This is a genomic window from Burkholderia sp. (assembly GCF_018375725.1).
In the GTDB taxonomy this organism is placed as follows: domain Bacteria; phylum Pseudomonadota; class Gammaproteobacteria; order Burkholderiales; family Burkholderiaceae; genus Burkholderia.
This window is the reverse complement of sequence record NZ_JAHACR010000054.1, coordinates 1-18,347: the sequence shown is the minus strand read 5'-3', so window position 1 is coordinate 18,347 and position 18,347 is coordinate 1. Positions and strand designations below refer to the sequence as shown.

General features: G+C 59.7%; 15 protein-coding genes and 2 pseudogenes. 10 read left to right on the top strand and 7 right to left on the bottom strand.

Translation table 11 applies throughout. From position 1 onward, the window contains the following. Positions 1-281 precede the first annotated feature (281 nt). The 3 genes from KH616_RS09550 (at position 282) to KH616_RS09540 (ending at position 2,602) form a co-directional block, all read left to right on the top strand. Positions 282-716, top strand: coding sequence for an ATPase (locus tag KH616_RS09550; RefSeq protein ID WP_292243593.1), 435 nt, complete (start codon positions 282-284; stop codon positions 714-716). A gap of 369 nt (positions 717-1,085) precedes the next feature. Next, the gene (locus KH616_RS09545) at positions 1,086-2,018 is read left to right on the top strand and encodes a tyrosine-type recombinase/integrase (protein ID WP_292243596.1); all 933 of its coding nucleotides are present in this window, start codon (positions 1,086-1,088) and stop codon (positions 2,016-2,018) included. A gap of 278 nt (positions 2,019-2,296) precedes the next feature. Next, positions 2,297-2,602: a DUF4148 domain-containing protein gene (locus tag KH616_RS09540; RefSeq protein ID WP_292243595.1), complete on the top strand. Its 306-nt coding sequence runs from the start codon at positions 2,297-2,299 to the stop codon at positions 2,600-2,602. Positions 2,603-2,755: 153 nt separating this feature from the next. Here the strand turns inward: KH616_RS09540 and KH616_RS09535 are convergent, their stop codons facing one another. Further along, the gene (locus KH616_RS09535) at positions 2,756-3,697 is read right to left on the bottom strand and encodes a LysR family transcriptional regulator (protein ID WP_292243591.1); all 942 of its coding nucleotides are present in this window, start codon (positions 3,695-3,697) and stop codon (positions 2,756-2,758) included. 1,262 nt (positions 3,698-4,959) lie between these two features. Here KH616_RS09535 and KH616_RS09530 point away from each other — a divergent pair. Beyond that, on the top strand, positions 4,960-6,285 hold the full coding sequence (locus KH616_RS09530) for a replication initiation protein (protein WP_292243590.1): 1,326 nt from the start codon (positions 4,960-4,962) through the stop codon (positions 6,283-6,285). Between the two features lie 35 nt (positions 6,286-6,320). Here the strand turns inward: KH616_RS09530 and KH616_RS09525 are convergent, their stop codons facing one another. Further along, the gene (locus KH616_RS09525) at positions 6,321-7,340 is read right to left on the bottom strand and encodes a ParB/RepB/Spo0J family partition protein (RefSeq protein ID WP_292243589.1); all 1,020 of its coding nucleotides are present in this window, start codon (positions 7,338-7,340) and stop codon (positions 6,321-6,323) included. Further along, on the bottom strand, positions 7,333-8,028 hold the full coding sequence (locus tag KH616_RS09520; RefSeq protein ID WP_292243594.1) for a ParA family protein: 696 nt from the start codon (positions 8,026-8,028) through the stop codon (positions 7,333-7,335). Before KH616_RS09520 ends, KH616_RS09525 begins: the two co-directional genes overlap by 8 nt. A 1,039-nt stretch (positions 8,029-9,067) precedes the next feature. Here KH616_RS09520 and KH616_RS09515 point away from each other — a divergent pair. After that, a pseudogene (locus KH616_RS09515) lies at positions 9,068-9,213 on the top strand (flavodoxin family protein); the annotation flags it as partial. 365 nt (positions 9,214-9,578) lie between these two features. Beyond that, positions 9,579-10,013 (top strand): annotated as a pseudogene (locus KH616_RS09510) (ProQ/FinO family protein); the annotation flags it as partial. 101 nt (positions 10,014-10,114) lie between these two features. Here KH616_RS09510 and KH616_RS09505 read toward each other — a convergent pair. Beyond that, entirely contained in the window at positions 10,115-10,462 is a 348-nt protein-coding gene (locus tag KH616_RS09505) for a DUF4148 domain-containing protein (RefSeq protein WP_292243586.1), read from the bottom strand. Between the two features lie 950 nt (positions 10,463-11,412). On the opposite strand from KH616_RS09505, the gene KH616_RS09500 reads away from it, so the two are divergent. Beyond that, entirely contained in the window at positions 11,413-11,742 is a 330-nt protein-coding gene (locus KH616_RS09500; protein ID WP_292243585.1) for an H-NS histone family protein, read from the top strand. 363 nt (positions 11,743-12,105) lie between these two features. Next, on the top strand, positions 12,106-12,432 hold the full coding sequence (locus KH616_RS09495) for a hypothetical protein (RefSeq protein WP_292243584.1): 327 nt from the start codon (positions 12,106-12,108) through the stop codon (positions 12,430-12,432). A 158-nt stretch (positions 12,433-12,590) separates the two neighbouring features. On the opposite strand, the gene KH616_RS09490 is transcribed toward KH616_RS09495, so the two are convergent. From KH616_RS09490 to KH616_RS09480, 3 genes are read right to left on the bottom strand one after another with little or no spacing between them, the layout of a single operon-like run. Further along, positions 12,591-13,781, bottom strand: a complete 1,191-nt coding sequence (locus KH616_RS09490) for an acetyl-CoA C-acyltransferase (RefSeq protein WP_292243583.1) — start codon at positions 13,779-13,781, stop codon at positions 12,591-12,593. A gap of 18 nt (positions 13,782-13,799) precedes the next feature. Further along, a complete protein-coding gene (locus KH616_RS09485; protein WP_292243582.1) occupies positions 13,800-14,567 on the bottom strand; it encodes a 3-hydroxyacyl-CoA dehydrogenase in 768 nt (255 codons plus the stop codon). Positions 14,568-14,580: 13 nt separating this feature from the next. Continuing rightward, positions 14,581-16,248, bottom strand: a complete 1,668-nt coding sequence (locus KH616_RS09480) for an acyl-CoA synthetase (RefSeq protein ID WP_292243581.1) — start codon at positions 16,246-16,248, stop codon at positions 14,581-14,583. 142 nt (positions 16,249-16,390) lie between these two features. Between KH616_RS09480 and KH616_RS09475 the strand changes: the two genes are divergently transcribed. Both KH616_RS09475 and KH616_RS09470 read left to right on the top strand, forming a co-directional pair. Then, positions 16,391-17,419 carry an AraC family transcriptional regulator gene (locus tag KH616_RS09475; protein WP_292243580.1) on the top strand — a complete coding sequence of 343 codons (1,029 nt, stop codon included), beginning with the start codon at positions 16,391-16,393 and terminating at the stop codon, positions 17,417-17,419. 435 nt (positions 17,420-17,854) lie between these two features. Further along, positions 17,855-18,295, top strand: a complete 441-nt coding sequence (locus KH616_RS09470; RefSeq protein WP_292243578.1) for a PRC-barrel domain-containing protein — start codon at positions 17,855-17,857, stop codon at positions 18,293-18,295. Positions 18,296-18,347 lie beyond the last annotated feature (52 nt).

The following is an 18,347-nucleotide window of genomic DNA, read 5'->3' as shown; positions in this document are numbered from 1 at the left end:
ATCTCCGCCATCTCCGCCATCTCCGCCATCTCCGCCATCTCCGCCATCTCCGCCATCTCCGCCATCTCCGCCATCTCCGCCATCTCCGCCATCTCCGCCGCTTCGCCCTGGATCTGAACCGGAGGCATATCTTCGACGCCCCTCTCAAGCACGGTAATTGGCCGGCTTCAACTGACGTTCCGCAGCCCGGAACCTCTACCGCAGCCGCAATCATCATCGAACAAGGCCTCAGCAGACTGTCGAGTATCATGCCGCGACCGCCCAACGCATAACCGACGACGATGGACAGCCCCAGCCAATCCGATGAAGCGGACCTTCGCGCCGCATATGCCGTGCTACGCCAACGCACCACGACGCTGGAGGAGCAAGTCCCAGCCCTTCTGCAACGCATTTCCGATGTGCTTTGCCGCATCGGCGGTCAATCCGAGTTGGCAGACGATTACAGGGCACTGCTTGTCGGGGCACGCAATGATGCGATGCTTGCCATCGAAAACTACCAGCAGGCGATCCCTTACCTGCAGACGGCGGCGTCCATCTTCGAGCAAATGGACAAGGTGCTCGAGCGGGAAGAAGACGAAGCGTGGCGCGAGGCATTGCGGCAGCGTCTTCAAGAGTTGATCGACGTGGCGGCAATGATGGTCGATGACGCGGACGCGCATCACGAACTGGCGAAAGATCCGGATCCGGAAGACGTTCCCGATTCCATTCTCGATTAACCGTCAACGCCGTCCGCGGCAAATGGCAGATAGACGTAGCCCTGCTTGCCGCATATTGATCGCTGAGTAATTCAGGTCGACGAAACCCGCAAATATCCGCTCAGCTGCCGCCGTATCAGTGCCAGTTGCCCGCGATTGGCGGTTCGTCCGGCGGATTTCCAGCAAGTACGAATCGAAAGCGGCATCGCGCGGGCTCCGAGTTATGAAATCGCATCCGGCTTCCGCCATACCTCGGCATGGCGAAATGGATCGGCGCGTACCGCCACGCAGTCAGTTGCATATGCGCCAGACACCCATGAAGCCGACAGGTGGCGAATCTACGATTCGCCTTGTTGTCGGTTCGAGGAAATTCCGTATATAAAGTCCAGCATGGATACGAATCTCTGGATTCAGGATCCCGTCAACGCGTTTCGCGAATGGCAGGAAACCGGCGCGACCGGAGCCGACCAGCGCCCCTTCTCGCCTCGGTCGATCGTGCAGCACGCGGCAATGTTCGAGCGGTTTCTGCGCTATCTGCTCGAGCACGGCGAATCGTTGGCGACGTTCGGTCCTGAGCGTGTCGAAGGGTTTTTTATGGACCTGGAGAAGACCTGCTCACCAGACAGCTCGACACGTGTTCGCTACGCGAAGCTGATTAACCGTCTTTGCCGGCAGTTGGTGTCGGCCGGTCTGCGCGACATGAACCCGGCCGACCAGGCCGCACGCTACATGACCTGGCCAGAGGCCGAGCCAGAGCCGATCTACCTTCCCCCTGACGCTGACAACGCACTGCAGAAGTACGTACAGCCTCGGTCGGCGGATGGCGCACTCGAATGCCGGAACCGCGCGATCGTTGCCTTGCTGCTTGGCAGTGGCATTACGTCGACCGAGATCCGGACGGCAAAAATCGGCGAGCTCGAGCTGAATGCGGGCCGGCCCTCGCTCAACGTGCCGCGACATGGCTCGCGTCCGCAGCGGGTAGTCGCGCTCGAGCGATTTGCGTTCCCACCGCTGGAAGCGTGGCGCGCGCTCAACCCCGATGAACCGGCAATGGCGCTGCTGTTCCCGTCACCGCGCGGCAAGCGCATGATGAACGACATGTTCTTGCTGCTCGTGGTGCGAGAAGCGCTGGCCGCCATTGGATTCAGTGCGCCGGACATGAGTCCCCGTGTATTGCGCAACACGTATGCGCGGCGCCAGTTGCTCGCCGGCCGCCACCACGCGGACGTCAATGCGATGCTGGGCCTCATCACACCTCGCACGATCGTGCGTATCCAGAACACCATCCAGGACGATGCCGCGGCACGCAGCGTGCGTCGCTAACCGATCGACAAAGGTCGGTCGGCCCGGCACAAGATCATCTGGCGCAGCGGCGACAAAAGTCGGTCGCGTCGACGGCATGCACCATGCCCGATCCGTTTTTTCGACTCGCCTGAATCGGCACACGAAGTCGTGATGACTCAGGCGCCGTTCGTTTACCGAATTGCAATAATTTTTCGCCTGAACGCGTATTTCCGCCCGGCATCCCCATGGCTACGATGCAATCAGCCGCTGACGACAACGGGTCAAGCGGAATCAGCATCAAGCAACCAGGGGTCATCATGAAATCGCTTTTCTACGCGGTCGTCGCCACAACGGCTCTTTCCGCCTCCTTCGGCGCATTCGCTCAATCCAGCGTGTCCACCACGCGGGCACAAGTGAATGAGGATCTCGTCCAGCTCGAAAAGGCCGGGTACAAGCCGGAAATATCGGACGTGCATGATCCGCAAGCGCTTCATGACGCCCAGGCACGCGCCTCAAGCGCCGATGAAGCCGGGTATGGCGCGCAGGCTGCCACAGGAAGCCGTGCCGGCCGTGCCAGCTCTGCAAGGCTGAGCGGCCCCGGCTCGACCTACTTCGGTCAGTAAGTCGGTCATAAGCCGTACATGACGGCTAAGCACGGCGTTCCTCTTTTCATCCGGGGCGCCGTGCGTTGGACGTAACCCGCAAGTCAGAATTTCATTGCCGGATACGTGACCCTCGCTCCCGCGTCAGGCACGGTTTCCCCGCAAGGCGATGCGTCACGGCTGACCGGACATGCACAAGGCTGCCTCGTCGGCGGCAAGCATTTCGGGCACGCATTCCCGCAGAAAATCGACGAACGTCCTGATCTTGGCATCGAGATATTGGCGTGACGGATACAGCGTGTAGACATTCAGCCTCTGCAGCCGATATTCGGGCAATACGCGAACCAGCGCGCCGCTGCTCAACGCAGGCACTGCCGTCGACATCGGCAGCGAGCCGATTCCCAGGCCTGCCCGCAGGGCAGCACTGAGCGCATCGGCGACATTCACCTGAAAATCCGCCGGCGGCAGCTCGAATGTCTCGCGGCCGTTCGGGCCGTCCAGATGCCAGCGATCGCGCGGAAAGATGGGCGTGACAATCTGCAGGCACGCATGCGCTGCGAGTTCCTCGACCGTGTTCGGCGTGCCGTGCTCCTTCAGGTAGGAAGGCGCGGCGCATAGCACGCTGTGCACGGTGCCAAGCCGTTGCGACACGAGTCCCGAATCGGGCAGGTCAGACGTGCTCAATTGCAGCGAGACGTCGTATCCCTCGTCGATCAGATCGGGGACATGCTGCGACAGCGTGAGCTCGACCCCTACCGAGGGATAACGGGTGCGATAGCGCACGACTGCCGGTACCAGGTAAGCCTGGCCGAAGCTTGTCGTCGAATGCACACGCAATCGGCCAGATGGCAACACTTGCGCATCCGCCGCTTCCGCCTCAGCTTCGTCGATACAGCCGAGAATCTGCTCGCAGCGCGCCAGATAGCGTTCCCCAGCCTGCGTAAGCGCTATCCGGCGGGTACTGCGATTGAGCAGGCGCGTACGCAAGTGCGTTTCCAGCTGGGCCACCGAGCGGGAAGCATAGGCCGTCGTGATGCCTATGCGCTGAGCGGCACTGGTGAAGCTGCCCTCCTCCGCCACACGGACAAAGATTCGCATCATCTGCAGCGTGTCCATCGATCATTTTTCCGAGTGACGTTCAGCCATTGACGGATGGATCGCTGGATTCGCTGAAATCCGTTCCGGCACGAATTCGGCGAAACGGTACATGAGCAATGGGGAGGTGTCCAGTTACGTCCTGGTATCGCGGGAATGATTGGATTGGCCGATCTCTACAGGCAGATCCCATAGAGGGGGACCTGTTTAGGAACCGGGCCTTTCCTCTCATCCGGCCCCATAGATTTCTACGTCCTGCCTCTTGATGGGTGTTCTCGCCCCACGATTAATAATGGGGCCCGATGATTTCAGGGTAGGGAATGTCGAGTTGAGGTGCTGCGTGCAGGACGCGTTGCAACACGAGGGTAGCCGTTTATGGGATGTGTCTATCTGAACGCGCACGTGTGTTTACATATTTATATAACTACGTTTACACCTTTAAATACTTTTAGCGCGCTCTCTGCCTTTACTGGCAAGGGTTTGCGGGCGATTTGGTAGCCGTTTATGGGAGCAAAGGTAGCCGTCTATAGGAGAAAAGGGTTGTGGATATGGGATTTTGGGTAGCCGTCTATGGGAGAAAAGGGTTGTGGATATGGGAGAAAGGTACCCGTTTATGGGATTCGATTTGCGGGTGGATTGAGGTAGTCATCTATGGGAGAGAATGAAGGTACCCGGCTATGGGGAACGCCTCTTATTGAGATGCCGGCACGAAGGTCGCGGAAGCATTTTGGGTTCCCTTTTATGGGATGCCTGAAAGGTAGCCGTTTATGGGAGATCGGCGCCGTATGCACAGGGCGATCTAAACCCGTGTTTCTGTCTCGGATGCTTGTAAACAGGGGCGATCGCTCGAAAAGGTAGCCTTTTATGGTGGTTCGAAAAGGTAGTCGTCTATGGGATTTTGGGGTGAACCTTACTTGCCGCAACGTGCAACAAATTGGTGTAGATCAGGCTGAAAGGTTGCCTGTTATGGGATTTTTTTAGGTAGCGGTCTATGGGGAAATTGGGCAAAACGATGGCCGCGATACCGGATGGCATGGCTGATCGTACAGATCCCATAGATGGTTACGTTCCGATCTGTATTTGCGTTGCCAGAGTTGGACAAATCAAACGAAAGGTAGCGCTCTTTGGGATCTTGTCCCAATGAAAGGACGGGAATCTATAGGATCGTCAAACATCTTCCTGCGCAAATTTCTGTGTGTCCGATGAGTTGGCGCGACGTTGCCCGGGGTAGGGAAAAGGTATAAAGTCCGCCCTCAACAAGGTAACCTTATCCGGACATGACAATGCCGCGAAAGCTCGCAAGCACCGGCGCCGACAAGCAGGTCTCGCTGTTCCAATCGATGGAGCCTCCCGACTTGCTGCGCAAAGCCGTCCAGGCGATTCACATCGCGCCCAAGTCGGGAAAAATCAGTCTGCAGCAGCGAAAGATGTTCAGCCTGCTGATCAAGAACGCCCTTCGGCAGGACGCATTCGAGCCTGGCCGCACGAGCTTCTCCATCTCGGTCGCTGCCCTTTCTCATGAAAGCGGGTTGAACAGCAACAACACGAAATACGTGAAGGACACGGTGAATTCGCTGATCAGCACCGTCGTCAACTGGGACTATCTTGCCGCGGACAGTTCGACTGTCTGGAAGGCGTCGGGCCTGCTCGCCGGCGCGGAGCTGGAACAGTCGGTCCTGAAATACAGCTTCTCCGATCAGATCCGTGCCGAGGTACTCAACCCGGAGATCTACGCGCTCATCGATATGCGGATCGCTCGCGAGTTCCGCCGGTCGCACTCGCTCGCGCTGTGGGAAAACACCGTGCGCTATGAAGGGGTCGGCATTACCGCGAAGATCCTGCTGCCGAAATTCCGCGACCTGCTCCTGGGCCAGGACAAGGCATCGCAGTCGTACAAGGAGTACAAGCTGTTCAAGAGCAAGGTTCTGGTTCCCTGCATTCAGGAAGTCAACGAGGTTTCGGACCATACGCTCGAGCTGATCGAACACAAGTCTGGTCGCAGCGTGGAGGCAGTCCAGTTCAGGGTCACGCGCAAATCGACTGCCGCCGATACGGTGGAAGAAAGCGACGTCAAGCATGACGCACTCATCGATGAAGTCGCCAAGTTCGGCATTCCCCATTCGGAGGCTCGCCAGCTGATTACCCAGTACGGCGTGCAGCGCTTCAAGTCCGCGATCACGTACACGATCAACCGGACGACGAAGAAGAATGCGATGCCGATCGACAATGTGGGCGCGTATTTCCGTAAAGCGCTGACGCATGGCTATACGTTGCCCGACGGACAGGAAACGGATTCGCCCGAACCCGCACCCGCGCAAGAGGCAGCCCAACGCAAACAGGAGCAGATCCGGGACAAGTATCTCGCCGCAAAGATCGAGGAAGCGGAAGGGTATTTCCGTGAGCTGGAGATCGACGACCAGACCCGGCTTATCGAGCGCTACAACGAGACGGTCGCAGGCTCGAAGGATCTGATCTTGTCGCCGAAGAAGAAGCCGAGCAAGCTTGCGCAAACCAGTTTCTTGCGGTGGCTGGCGCTGGATGTGTGGGACGAACCCACATCCGACGACTTGCTGGCGTTCGTGCTCAAAAGCAGTGTCGCCGGGAATTAAAAAAGACCTCGCACCTCGCGCTGCGAGGTCTTTTTTTATTCAGCGGGCCGGGGCGCGCTGGCCATCTCGGCGACGTACGCATCGATGAGCGCCTTGAGCTTGTCGGCGAGCGCTTCCTGGTGTGCCGCGCTGACGTCCTTCAACTGCAAGTCGATGCGTCCATCCGGATAGGTCTTCAACTGACCGATCGTGCGCGATTCGACGGCAAAGTCGTGGCGTACGCTATAACGAGTCCTTCCAGCCTTTGGGTTCCCGTCACCCTGCGCGCGCAGGAAATTTTCGAGATCCCGCACGGACTTCTTGCGGTCGATCACCGCCGAGAGCAGCCGGTTGGCCGTGGACTCTCCCATACGCTCGAAAATCAGCTTGAGAAAATACGCGGCCTGCAAGCCGATCACATCGCTTGCGACGGCCATTCGCTCGAGGAGCATGTTCGGCAGTGCGTTGAGCGACAGCGTCTTGCTGACCGTTGCCTTGTCCTTGCCGATCTTCTCCGCCAGCGTGTTTTGGTCCGGAAAGACGTTTTCGTCGAGGAGACGCTTCCATGCCACGGCGTCATCGAAGATCGTTTGACGCTCGTGATCGTGGTTGGCGCGGTAGGCAATCGTATAGAGCTGCTCGGGCGTGTGATCCGACCGGAAGGTGGCGTTGATGAATGCGTCACCGTTGATGCTGGTGGCGCGCAAGCGGCGTTGTCCGTCGATCACGACGAGCTTGCCCGGGAATTCAGGCAGCCGGGTCACCTTGATCGGTTCGATCTGCCCTTCCCGCTTCAAGGTCAGGGCGAGTTCGTGCAAGCCCGTTTCCGCATAAAAGATACGCGGATTGAAGGGATTCGGGATGCAGTCCTTCACGGCGACTTTCTGCGGTGCGCCGGAATCCGGGACGGCACGCTTCATCTCAGCCGGCTTCTCGACGATGGTGGGCGCGACCCCTGTCGGTTCAGACTGTCGGGTTTCCAGCGCGGCGTTTTCCTGAGCGAGGCCACGCAGCAGACCGGCTGCAAGATGAAGGTTGCCCGTCGACTTTTTCTCTTTCGGTGTTTCCTTAGCCATGCGCAGTTCCGGGATCTCGTGTCGATGCGATGTATTGGGCCATTTCGGTGACCAGCTTCTCGATCTCTGCGCGGGCCTCCTTGAGACCTCTCAGGTACCGATTGTGATGGTGAATGGTGGTGCCGAGCGCGAACGTCTGACGATAGACCTCACGTTGAGAGATCTGGCTTTCCAGCAGATGCTCCCCTATTTCTTCCGCCCTCAGGATTTTCAGGATTTCTTCGCGCATCCTGGTTTTTCCATTGACGCTGTTGAGCATCAACGCGGAAGACAGTCCCGGGTTACGCACTGTACGCATGGATTCGATCATGCGGATCATGGCAACCGTGCTGTACAGGTCCGCGGGTGATGGCGAGAGCGGAACGAGGCAGAAGTCGGCGACTTCGAGCACGGACGCGATGCGCGGATCCTCTAGGTTGCCCGGGCAGTCGACGATGATCACGTCGAAATGAGCGTCCTGCTTCTTGATTTCTCCGCCGATGCCGCGGCCGGCCGGCGCCAGTGAGAGAACGGTCATCGGCAGCGTGTTCTCGCCGCTCGTGACCCATCTGACGGATGTACCCTGGGGGTCGGCATCGATGAGTGCAACCCTGTTCCCGCCTGCTTCGAAGGCTGCCGCGATGTTGACCGAAATCGTTGTCTTTCCGGTCCCGCCTTTTTGATTACTGACGGCGATCTTGAAAGCCATTAAATTTCTCCAAGAATTTTTCGGAATATATTCATTCGTTGTAGAAAAGTCCAGAAACGTGCCTATCGGCGGGAAGCGCGGCGCTCTGCTGGTTGTCACGTGACAACTGGGCATTTGACGCAGGACGCGCTGGAAAATATCGGCAACGCGGCTGATCGATTGATCGTCGGCGAACATGCCGGCCGTGCGGCAGACGCTTCGGCCGCCCTGAGAAATCCCGCGCATGTCCTGAGTTGTCACGTGACAACTCAGGACATGCGAGGCGCGTCGCGGCGCTGTCAGGAGGGAAATAGGCTGCTCATGAACCCGCAGCGCATGTGCAACGGGAGGTTTGTTGGCGATGCAACAGTGAGTTGTCACGTGACAACTGGTTCGAATCAACCAGGAATCGATGGAGCGAACGGGGTTCCTCGTCGATATCTACCCCTGTTCGTGGAGTGAGCTTCTCAAGCGGATCCTGGCCGCTCTTCTATTCGTAAAGCGTGCGTCGTCACCTTCGGCGTGAAACATGTCGGATAAATGCGGGATGCTCCCGAATCCTTTTCCGACGCTGGTTTACGCCGGATTAGGCCTGTTGTTTCACGGATATCCATCGGCAGATCTCTTGGGAATGGGGAAGAATGGTATTCGGTCTCCGCCTTCATCTCCGCCTGGTCGGATGGAGGGTCTTTGTCGCGTCTGATACGTATTGCGTGGTATTCGAAATAGTCATGGTGGCCACTCAGCCGTAAATTGAGGCGACGGGAGTGACACGGGATCTTTGAATACCGATCCCTCGTGAAAACGTTCGAAGAGGATCCCGACGCATAGCGAGTTGTCACGTGACAACTGAACAATCGGATGGCGCGACACGTCTGCATCTGAACGGCTGCGGGATCGACAATGTGCAGCGGCGCGTCAGCGCGTTATAGCGAGCTGATGGTTATGCGATGGCCTTGTAGCCGGCTGGACTTTATATACTGAATAAGCTCGCCAGCACCAAGAACATTGCGCCGCAGGCCATGAATCTGTCGCTGGCTGCATGTTGATCGGTCTTTAGGGCTGGCTGGGCAGCATGGCGCCGGGGATGAGCGTCGGTGCGCATGCTCAGACGCCCGAGCGGATCTTGGCGAGCAAGGCGATCGGAGCTGACGATTTTGCCAATTTGCCGACCTGGCGGCCGGGATTGCGCTTGGCGCGCTTTGATATCGAGACTGTTTTTCCCGTGTATTTGATTCGGATGCCTACGTGAAGTGTTTGATGGATGGGCAGCCGGTCCTGCGCCTTGATATACGTAAGAATGCGGGTTTCCACACGAGGGGCGCGGCGAAGATTGATGGGGCATGTGGCTGCATCAGGATCGGTGGCATTCGCAGGCATGGAGCGGATGACCGGTCCGACTGGCACGGGATCGCGGTGGTTTACGCGACAATATCGGCATGTCGCATGCTAGCTCAGGTACTCGATGCGACATGTCGGTGCGGCGTACGGTGTATTGGCGATCCGCGCATTGCGACATGTCGGCGAGTCTTGCCTGCAGCCATTCATTACATTCCTGGTGCACTGAAATTATGGGTTTTGAACAACTGGCCAATTTGCGCGACGAACTAGCCGCAAAGGCCAAGCAGGAGCGAAATGCCAAACGCTCGAAGACGCGTCCGAATGCCGCTGCCAAGCCGGCGACGCCCGTCGATCCGGTCGTGATCTCGATCGGAAAACTGCAAAAGCGGTATCCGCTGGCTTTCCCGAAGAACCCGGCACCGAAGGTTCCGCTCAAGGTCGGTATTTGGGACGATCTTGCCAGCGAAATGCAGGCATTGGGCTTGAGCGAAGCGGAATTGCGTGAAGCGGTCGCGACGTGGTGCCGCGGCAGCCGCTACTGGACATGTCTGGTCGAGGGCGCGGCGCGCGTCGATTTGCAGGGCAACGAAGTGGGTCAGGTATCGCGCGAGGATGCGGCGCGTGCCCGGCGGATGAAGGCACGCCGTCCGGCAAAGGCAGCGAAGGCGCCGACGCAATCCGCAAAAGACGAGTGACATGCGACGCCGCGATCTTGGTCAGCCGCGCCGCTCGGCAGGGTGGATCGCATAATCGAAGGCGTTGTCGCTTAGCGACCGCGGTACAACGACTTCATCTCGTCATCAGTATGCAGGCGCGAAATTTTCGCGGGCTTGCCCGCCGCTGCGGCCCCTTGGACGTCACTGCCGATGCCACTCGTGTCGACGCCTTGAGCCTGTACGATGGCATGTTGTTGAGCAACGCGCGCTCCTGCCGCCTGGATGTCTCTCGGATAGTACGGATCTTCGCCAACTGACGGGCTATAGCCTGCCTTCTCGAACTCCACCAACTCCGCGCGCACTTGTGCGCGAGTCAGCGGCGCATTGTTTTGTGCGAATACGGCGATCGGCGCTGCAAGGGCGGCGGCGACGACAACGGCTTGAATCAGGCGCTTCATGATGCTTACCTCCAGCTTTGTTGTGTCTCGTTGCGAACAACGGGTTCGGAACGGATGACTACAGTTTAGGTAAGCAGATTCTTAAAAGTTATCCGGTTCTGAAAAAGACACTGTTCCTGATTCTTTCAGGAATTCTGGAATTGCCCTGCCTCATCTGTTTGGCGGGTTTGTCGCAAAATCGTTGTCATTCGGTTCGGCAGTCGCATCGGTGCGGACGTGTCTTTCTGCCGGCTACTTTCCGGAACGCATGAGACTATTTGGATAAGAAAACTTATCCAAATAGCATCGGCATGATTGGCAAAACGCAACGCCGCATGCGACGGGAACGATTGGTATCCCGGCGCTCAGGCAGTTTTGCGCACGGCGCTGGAAGGGTAAAGGGCGCTTCGAGCGTCTCGTACACCAGCGGGATCGGTCATCACTGGCTGCTACAATCGCACCTTATTTTTCAGTAGATTTCACGTAATGAGCGTCGAGCAACTTGTGTTGTTGCACGATTGACTGGCTCGAAACGTTGAACGCCAGCAAGCAGTCATGAGGATGAGTAGCGAATGCCCCCAAAGGCGAATTCGCAGATCCTGACGGATCCAGTACTACTGACGAACGCTAAACTCCGAGATCGGTTTCTACGGGCTTTGCAGAAAGTCCGGCACCCACGGTTCTGCTCAAGGGCGGCGTACTCGCGAAGCGGTCAATCGATCGCAAGAATTCAGCTTGAACCAGGTCGCGTTGTGGGATGCCATGCAATGAAGATCTGTTGCCAAGGGAATCCGGACTAGACAGGCAGCGAAGCAGGGCGAGTATCGATTCGTGCGTAAAAAATGCGGCAAATGCGTCGTCCGGCAAAGGCGACTGCACGATCAGCGGCAGCCGAACCGACTACGTAGCAATGATGGAATTCGCATGTCCGGCTTGAGTGCCGGCGGCATATCGATGGAGACGGATATCACGTGACAACCAGCAAAATTCAGGAACTTCAGCAGCAGCTCGGCCACGTCAACTTGCTTCTCGAGGAAGCCAGAAAAAAAGAGAAGACGGAGGTATTGGCCGCGATTCGGGAACAGGTGAAGCAATACGGCATCACCGAGGTGGAACTGCTCAGGGCAGCGGGCTTCGTCAAAGACAAGCCGAAGAAACTGCCGGCCAAATACTACGATCCCTCATCGGGAAAATCGTGGTCAGGCCGCGGTGCATGCCCGAAATGGCTGATCGGCAAGAACCTGGATGATTATCTGATTCGTCCAGCCGCAGAACCCTGGTGGCCGGGGGAAAGCTCATAACCCCGGGACAAAACTTTGCACGTGCAAAGTATGGGGTAGCCACATCGGGTGGTGGCGGCTCTCCGCCATGATCCATCCCCTGCCGGGCAATCCCATGTGTTTGGTCCATCCTGCTGGCCCCCAAATTGCGGAGCGTGCATGCCGCTGCACGCATCATCCAATTCGCAGCGACGCTTCCCGGCAAACAGGCGGGTGCTTATGACCTACACTAGAAGCCCGCTCCTCGCGGGCCAGATAGCCGTTCTGGCGTAACGCAACATTCCTCCGCCCCGGCTGCGGCCCGCGGTTGGCGCCAGAGCCGGCAGCGCGGCTCGATCCGCTGCCTGAGCGCATGCCGAACAGACGTTCGGAAAGGAGGACATCATGTTGCAAGCCAGTGACATGCAGCAACGCTTTGCGCATCTTCAACAAACGGTCAGCGAGGCATCCCGGACTTGCCACTCGGACAAGACGATTCCCACGGATCTGATGAACTGGGTGGATGAGTTGGACAAGGAGTGCAAGTCGGCGAAGAAGGTCATGTCATCCCATGACGAAGACCGCATTCGGCAATGGATCGACGATCTCGAACGGATCGGTGATCGTGCCGAGCGCGCCTGCCTGCAAGCCGGCGGTCTCGATGCCAGGATCATGAGTGCAGTGAGCTCCATGCATTCAGAGCTTTCGGATCTGAAGCGGCAATTGCACTAAGCGTTTTGGCAGCCCTGGCTCAGGCTGCCGGGGCTGTCACTTGAGTTCGGCATCGACGCCTCTCGCGAATTCGGCAACGATCGATGCAGATACTTGCGGGACGCAGGGGTGAAGAAGGGCTCCCGCCGCCTCCACGCAAGCGCCCCCGGTTGTCCGCGTCAGACCACGCGTTCGATCGCAATCGCCGTCGCTTCTCCACCGCCGATGCACAGCGACGCGACACCACGCTTGAGACCATACGTTTCCAGCGCAGCCAGCAGCGTGACCATGACGCGCGCGCCGGATGCGCCGATCGGATGCCCCAGTGCGCATGCGCCGCCATGCACGTTGACCTTGTCGTGCGGCAGGTCGAGATCGCGCATCGCCGCCATCGCGACCACGGCGAAGGCTTCGTTGATCTCGAACAGGTCGACGTCCCGCAGATTCCAGCCCGTCTTCTCGGACAATTTGCGCATCGCGCCGATCGGCGCCGTGGGAAAGAGGTTCGGCCGGTTGGCATAACCCGCATGTCCGACAATCACGGCCTTCGGCGTCAGACCGCGCCGCTCTGCCTCCGAGCGACGCATCAGAACCATTGCCGCTGCACCGTCCGAGATCGACGACGAATTCGCGGCCGTTACCGTGCCGCCTTCACGGAATGCCGGCTTGAGCGTCGGGATCTTGTCGAGCTTCGCTTTGCCGGGCTGCTCGTCCACCGCGACAATCGTTTCCGCTTTGCCTGCCCGCACTGTCACGGGCGCGATTTCAGCCGTGAAGTGTCCGTCTGCGATCGCCTTTTGCGCGCGTTTCAGCGAGGCGATCGCAAACGCGTCCTGGGCCTCGCGCGTGAACTGATAGGTCTCGGCGCAATCCTCCGCGAATGTGCCCATCAGTCGGCCCTTGTCGTACGCGTCCTCGAGCCCGTCGAGGAACATATGATCGAGTACCTGACCGTGGCCCATCCGGTAGCCGCCACGCGCCTTGGGCAGCAGATAGGGCGCCTGCGTCATGCTTTCCATGCCGCCGGCGACGGCCAGGTTCGCGCTGCCCGCGAGCATGAGATCGTGGGCGAGCATCGCTGCCTTCATGCCGGAGCCACACATCTTGTTGATCGTGGTGGCGCCCGCCGACAGCGGCAACCCGGCCTTCAATGCGGCTTGCCGCGCCGGCGCTTGTCCCTGACCTGCCGGCAGCACGCAACCCATGATGACCTCGTCGACCTGCTCGGCCGGCACGCCGGCGCGTACGAGTGCGGCGCGGATTGCCACCGCGCCGAGCTCGCTCGCACTGACCGTAGCCAGATCGCCCTGAAAACCACCCATCGGCGTACGCGCAGCGCCGACGATAACAATCGGATCGTTTGTCGTCATGATTCCTTTACTCCAGTGTCAACGCGGTGCCATGCGCAGCGCGCCGTCGAGACGGATGACTTCTCCGTTCAGCATCGTGTTTTCGGCGATATGGCGCACCAGCGCCGCAAATTCATCCGGCCGGCCAAGACGCGACGGAAACGGCACGCTCTTGCCCAGCGAATCCTGTACCTCCTGAGGCATCCCGGACATCATCGGCGTCGCGAAAATCCCCGGCGCGATGGTCACGACCCGAATGCCGAAGCGGGCAAGCTCGCGCGCCACGGGCAGCGTCATGCCGACCACGCCGCTCTTTGACGCCGCATACGCGGCCTGCCCGATCTGGCCGTCGAATGCCGCGATCGACGCCGTATTGACGATGACGCCGCGCTCGCCCTGCGCGTCGGCATCCTGCTTCGACATCGCGTCGGCGGCCAGCCGGATCATGTTGAACGTGCCCACGAGATTGATCGACACTGCACGCTCGAAACTCTCGAGCCGGTGGGGCGCCTCGCGGCCCACGACCTTTTCGCCTGGCGCGACGCCTGCGCAATTGACGAGGCCGTCGATGCGGCCGAATGCGTCGAGCGCGGCAGCCACGGCGGCCTGCCCGTCGGTTTCACGGGTGACATCGGTCGCCTGGAAACGCGCCGCAGCGCCCAATTCGTGCGCCAGCGTGGCGCCGGCATCACGATTGATGTCCAGCAACATCGCCTTGCCGCCTGCCGCGACGACCATGCGTGCTACCGCGGCGCCGAGGCCGGATCCCGCACCCGTGATCAGAAATACCCGATCGGCGATATTCATTTGCACTCCGTATTCAAATAGGTGAAACCTTGTCGGCTTCCATCTTGCGCAGCACGAAGCGCTGGATCTTTCCGCTTGGCGTCTTGGGCAGCGCCTCGACAAAATCGATCGCACGCGGATACGCGTGTGCCGAAAGCCGTCGCTTGACGTGCTGGCTGAGCGCATCGGCCAAGTCCTGGCCAGCCTCGTACCCGCGTGACAGCACGACGAACGCCTTGACGATTTCCGTCCGCTCGGGATCCGGCACGCCGATCACCGCGGCTTCGCTCACGGCCGGATGCTCGATCAGCGCGCTTTCCACATCGAACGGTCCGATGCGGTAGCCGGACGATGTGATCACGTCGTCCGCGCGGCCAATGAAACTGATGCTGCCGTCGGGTTCCAGCTCGACGTTGTCTCCCGTTCGATAGTAGCCGCCTGCGATGGCGGGTGTGTCCTGACGCCAATATCCGCCAAACCAGAGCAGCGGCGATTGCGCGATGTCGATCGCCAGATTGCCGGGCTGCCCCGGCCCGAGCTCGTGGTTCGCATCGTCGATTACCGCGACCCGGTAACCGGGCATCGCGAGCCCGGCCGATCCGGGATGAACGGGATGCGCAAGCCCGTGATGGTTGTTCACCACCATGCCGAGCTCGGTCTGTCCGTAGTGATCGTGGATGGGCGCAGCAAGTGCCGCGTCGAACCAGCGCACGACTTCCGGATTCAGCGGCTCGCCCGCGCTGCTGACAACGCGCAGCTTGCCTTTGACGGGAGCGGCCGCGTCCGGGCCGGCCGCCATCAGGAGTCGATAGGCCGTCGGTGCGCCGGCGAGATTGGTGATGCCGAGCCGATCGATGACGTCGTAGGTGCTTTCGACGGTGAAGCTGCCTTCGTAAAGCGTGGTCGCGTGGCCAAGCAGCAGCGGCCCGGTGATGGCGTAGTAGAGACCATATGCCCAGCCAGGATCCGCGATATTCCAGAACCGGTCTTCGGCGCGCAGATCCACCGCATCGCGCATGTAGGCGCCGAAGGCGAGCAGCGCACGCAGTGGCACCGGTACGCCTTTGGGCAGCCCCGTCGTGCCGGAAGTGGACATCATCAGGAATAGATCCGTACCCTTGCGCAGCACCGGCTCGAACGAGGCTGACTGTGCGTCGAGCGCCGCGCGGAAATCGAGATCGCCTGCGGGCAGAAGCTCTCCGGGCTGCAGCACCGTTGCCACCTGCGGACAATCGGCGATTTCGTCGAGCTTGGCGCGGTTCGCGATGTTGGTGACGACCAACCGTGCCTCGCTCATGTGCAGCCGATGCTCGATCGCCTTGGGGCCGAATGCGGTGAAGAGCGGCTGATACACCGCACCCGCGCGCCATGTGCCGAGGATGGTGGCGACGAGTTCGGGCGTCCGCGGCAACAAGCCGGCCACCACGTCGCCCGGCTTGACGCCTTGAGCAACGAGCAAGTTGGCAACGCGGGCGGAAAGCGCCTGCATCTGCGCGAAGCTGAAGCTGTGCTGCCGTCCGTTGATGTCGATCCAGTCGAGCGCTGTCGCGCCGGAGGCCGCATGCCGATCGCAACATTCGACGCATGCGTTCAGACCGCGCGCCAGGTCACCATGCAGGTGCGCGGCGGCGGCCTCGATGCGGAACTGGGCCACGGCATCGGCATAGGACGGCATCGTCCTGGCGATGGCTACATCTGGCATGGGTGTCTCCTTCTCTTTGTCTCGACCGGCGCTCAGGTTGGCGCGGCAGATCTGTTTTGATGGTAGACAGCCCAAACATTGCAATCAATGACAAACGGAATCTAGAATTTTGATCGGCTTTGCCATATTTGGAGGTCATGAGGTGGGACAACAGATGATCTCGCCGGACTTTGTCGAGGACGCGCTCGCATGCCTGCGCCGGCAAGGTCTCGCGGCGAAGCCGCTGCTGCGAGCCGCGGGCTTGCCCGATGTGGTGTCCGATCCCGTCACCGCCCAGCAATATGGACGACTTTGGCTGGCGATCGCCGAGGCGACGGACGACGAGTTTTTCGGCCTCTCTGCGCGGCCGATGCGGCATGGGAGTTTCGCGCTGCTCTGCCAAGCGGTACTGCACGCCGGCACGCTCGAAAAAGCGCTGCGGCGAGCGCTGCAATTTCTGCGCGTCGTGCTCGACGATCCGCACGGCGAGCTCGTGGTCGCCGACGGACAAGCACAGATTGTTCTCGCCAATGCGGACGCACCGTATCCTGCCTTCGCCTACCGTACGTTCTGGCTGATTTTGCTGGGACTGGCCTGCTGGCTGGTCGGCCGGCGCATTCCGCTGCAACGCATTGATTTTGCGTGCCCGAGCCCTGACCAGCGCACCGACTACCATCAGTTCTTCGGCGTGCCTGTGCACTTCGACCAGCCCGACAGCCGGCTCGCGTTCAACGCCGCCTATCTCAGCCTGCCGACGATTCGTTCAGAGCACGCGCTGACGACCTTTCTGCGTGGCACCCCCGGCAATCTCCTGGTGCGTTATCGACACGACACCGGATGGGTCGCGAAAACGCGCGAGCATCTGAAAGCGTTACCTGCCGCGGAATGGCCGGACTTCGACACGTTATCCGAACGATTGGGCATCACGCCTGCGACCTTGCGGCGACGCCTCCGTAGCGAAGGACAAAGCTTTGCATCCATCAAGGACGAGATGCGTGGCGCATTGGCGCAATCACTGCTGCATGAAAACGCACTCAGCGTGGCTGAAATCGCCAGCGAACTCGGTTTCACTGAGCCGAGCGCATTTCACCGCGCCTTTCGCAAATGGACGGGAACCAGTCCGGGCGCGTTTCGCCGTGAAGTACGCAAAGCAGAAGCGGTGCATGAGTCCAAAATGACGTGCTCGTCGTGAATAGGGATGGACATCAATCGCATTAGGCGAAAACGGCTTATCTTCTGACGAGCAGGACGATTCATGCAGGAAGAGAGCCAGTCGATGCGCCGTGCCGGAGGCTGCACCTAGAGGCACTGGGCTCCATCCCCATAGCTTTTGCGCTACCGGATTACTTGGGCGATCTCACATATTGCTGGAGTGTGCCTTGAAAAACGTGGCGGAACCGTGCCTAATGGACAGCGGCGTCGCGTAATGCTGCGCAGCAGCCGACGCACTCCTAATTCTCCAGAAATAATATGGTGAATTGGAACGTGTATTTACAGCATTATTGATTATTGGCGACTGCAATCTTTCGTCATCAAATAAGCATGCGCGTTTGACGCGTGTTTATGGAAGATTGTCCTGCCAAACGCCGTGTTTCGACCGCAGTATATTCACAAGGAGCAAAAGAGCATGTCATTCCGTAAAACGATATTGGCAGTTGCCGTGCTGGCTTCCAGCGCAATCAGTATGCCGACTCATGCCCAAATCGCCGGTTCGCAACCGTTGAGCGTAACGGTCGAGCAATCGCAGGCGCTGCTCACTGGCTGGAGCGTGAAGAAGAGTGTGCTTGATAAGGCCGTCTACAACGATGACGGTTCGAAAATCGGCGTGATCCGCGACCTGATCGTGGCGCCGGACGGCTCTGTTTCCGCGGCAATCGTCGCTGCAGGCGGTTTCCTGGGCCTGGCTGCACATGATGTGGCGGTGCCAATCGTCTCGCTCGATGTTCGCGACGGCAATCTCTATCTCCCTGGCGCAACCAAGGCAGCGCTTCTGGCGACGCCTGCATTCGAGTACGCGAAGATCCAGACGCCGCCGAAGCCGAAGCACGTCGACGCCAAGAAGAAGTAAGGCTGCTGCGATGCCGCGATAGCGCGCCCGACCAAGCCGCATGGCTGACGCG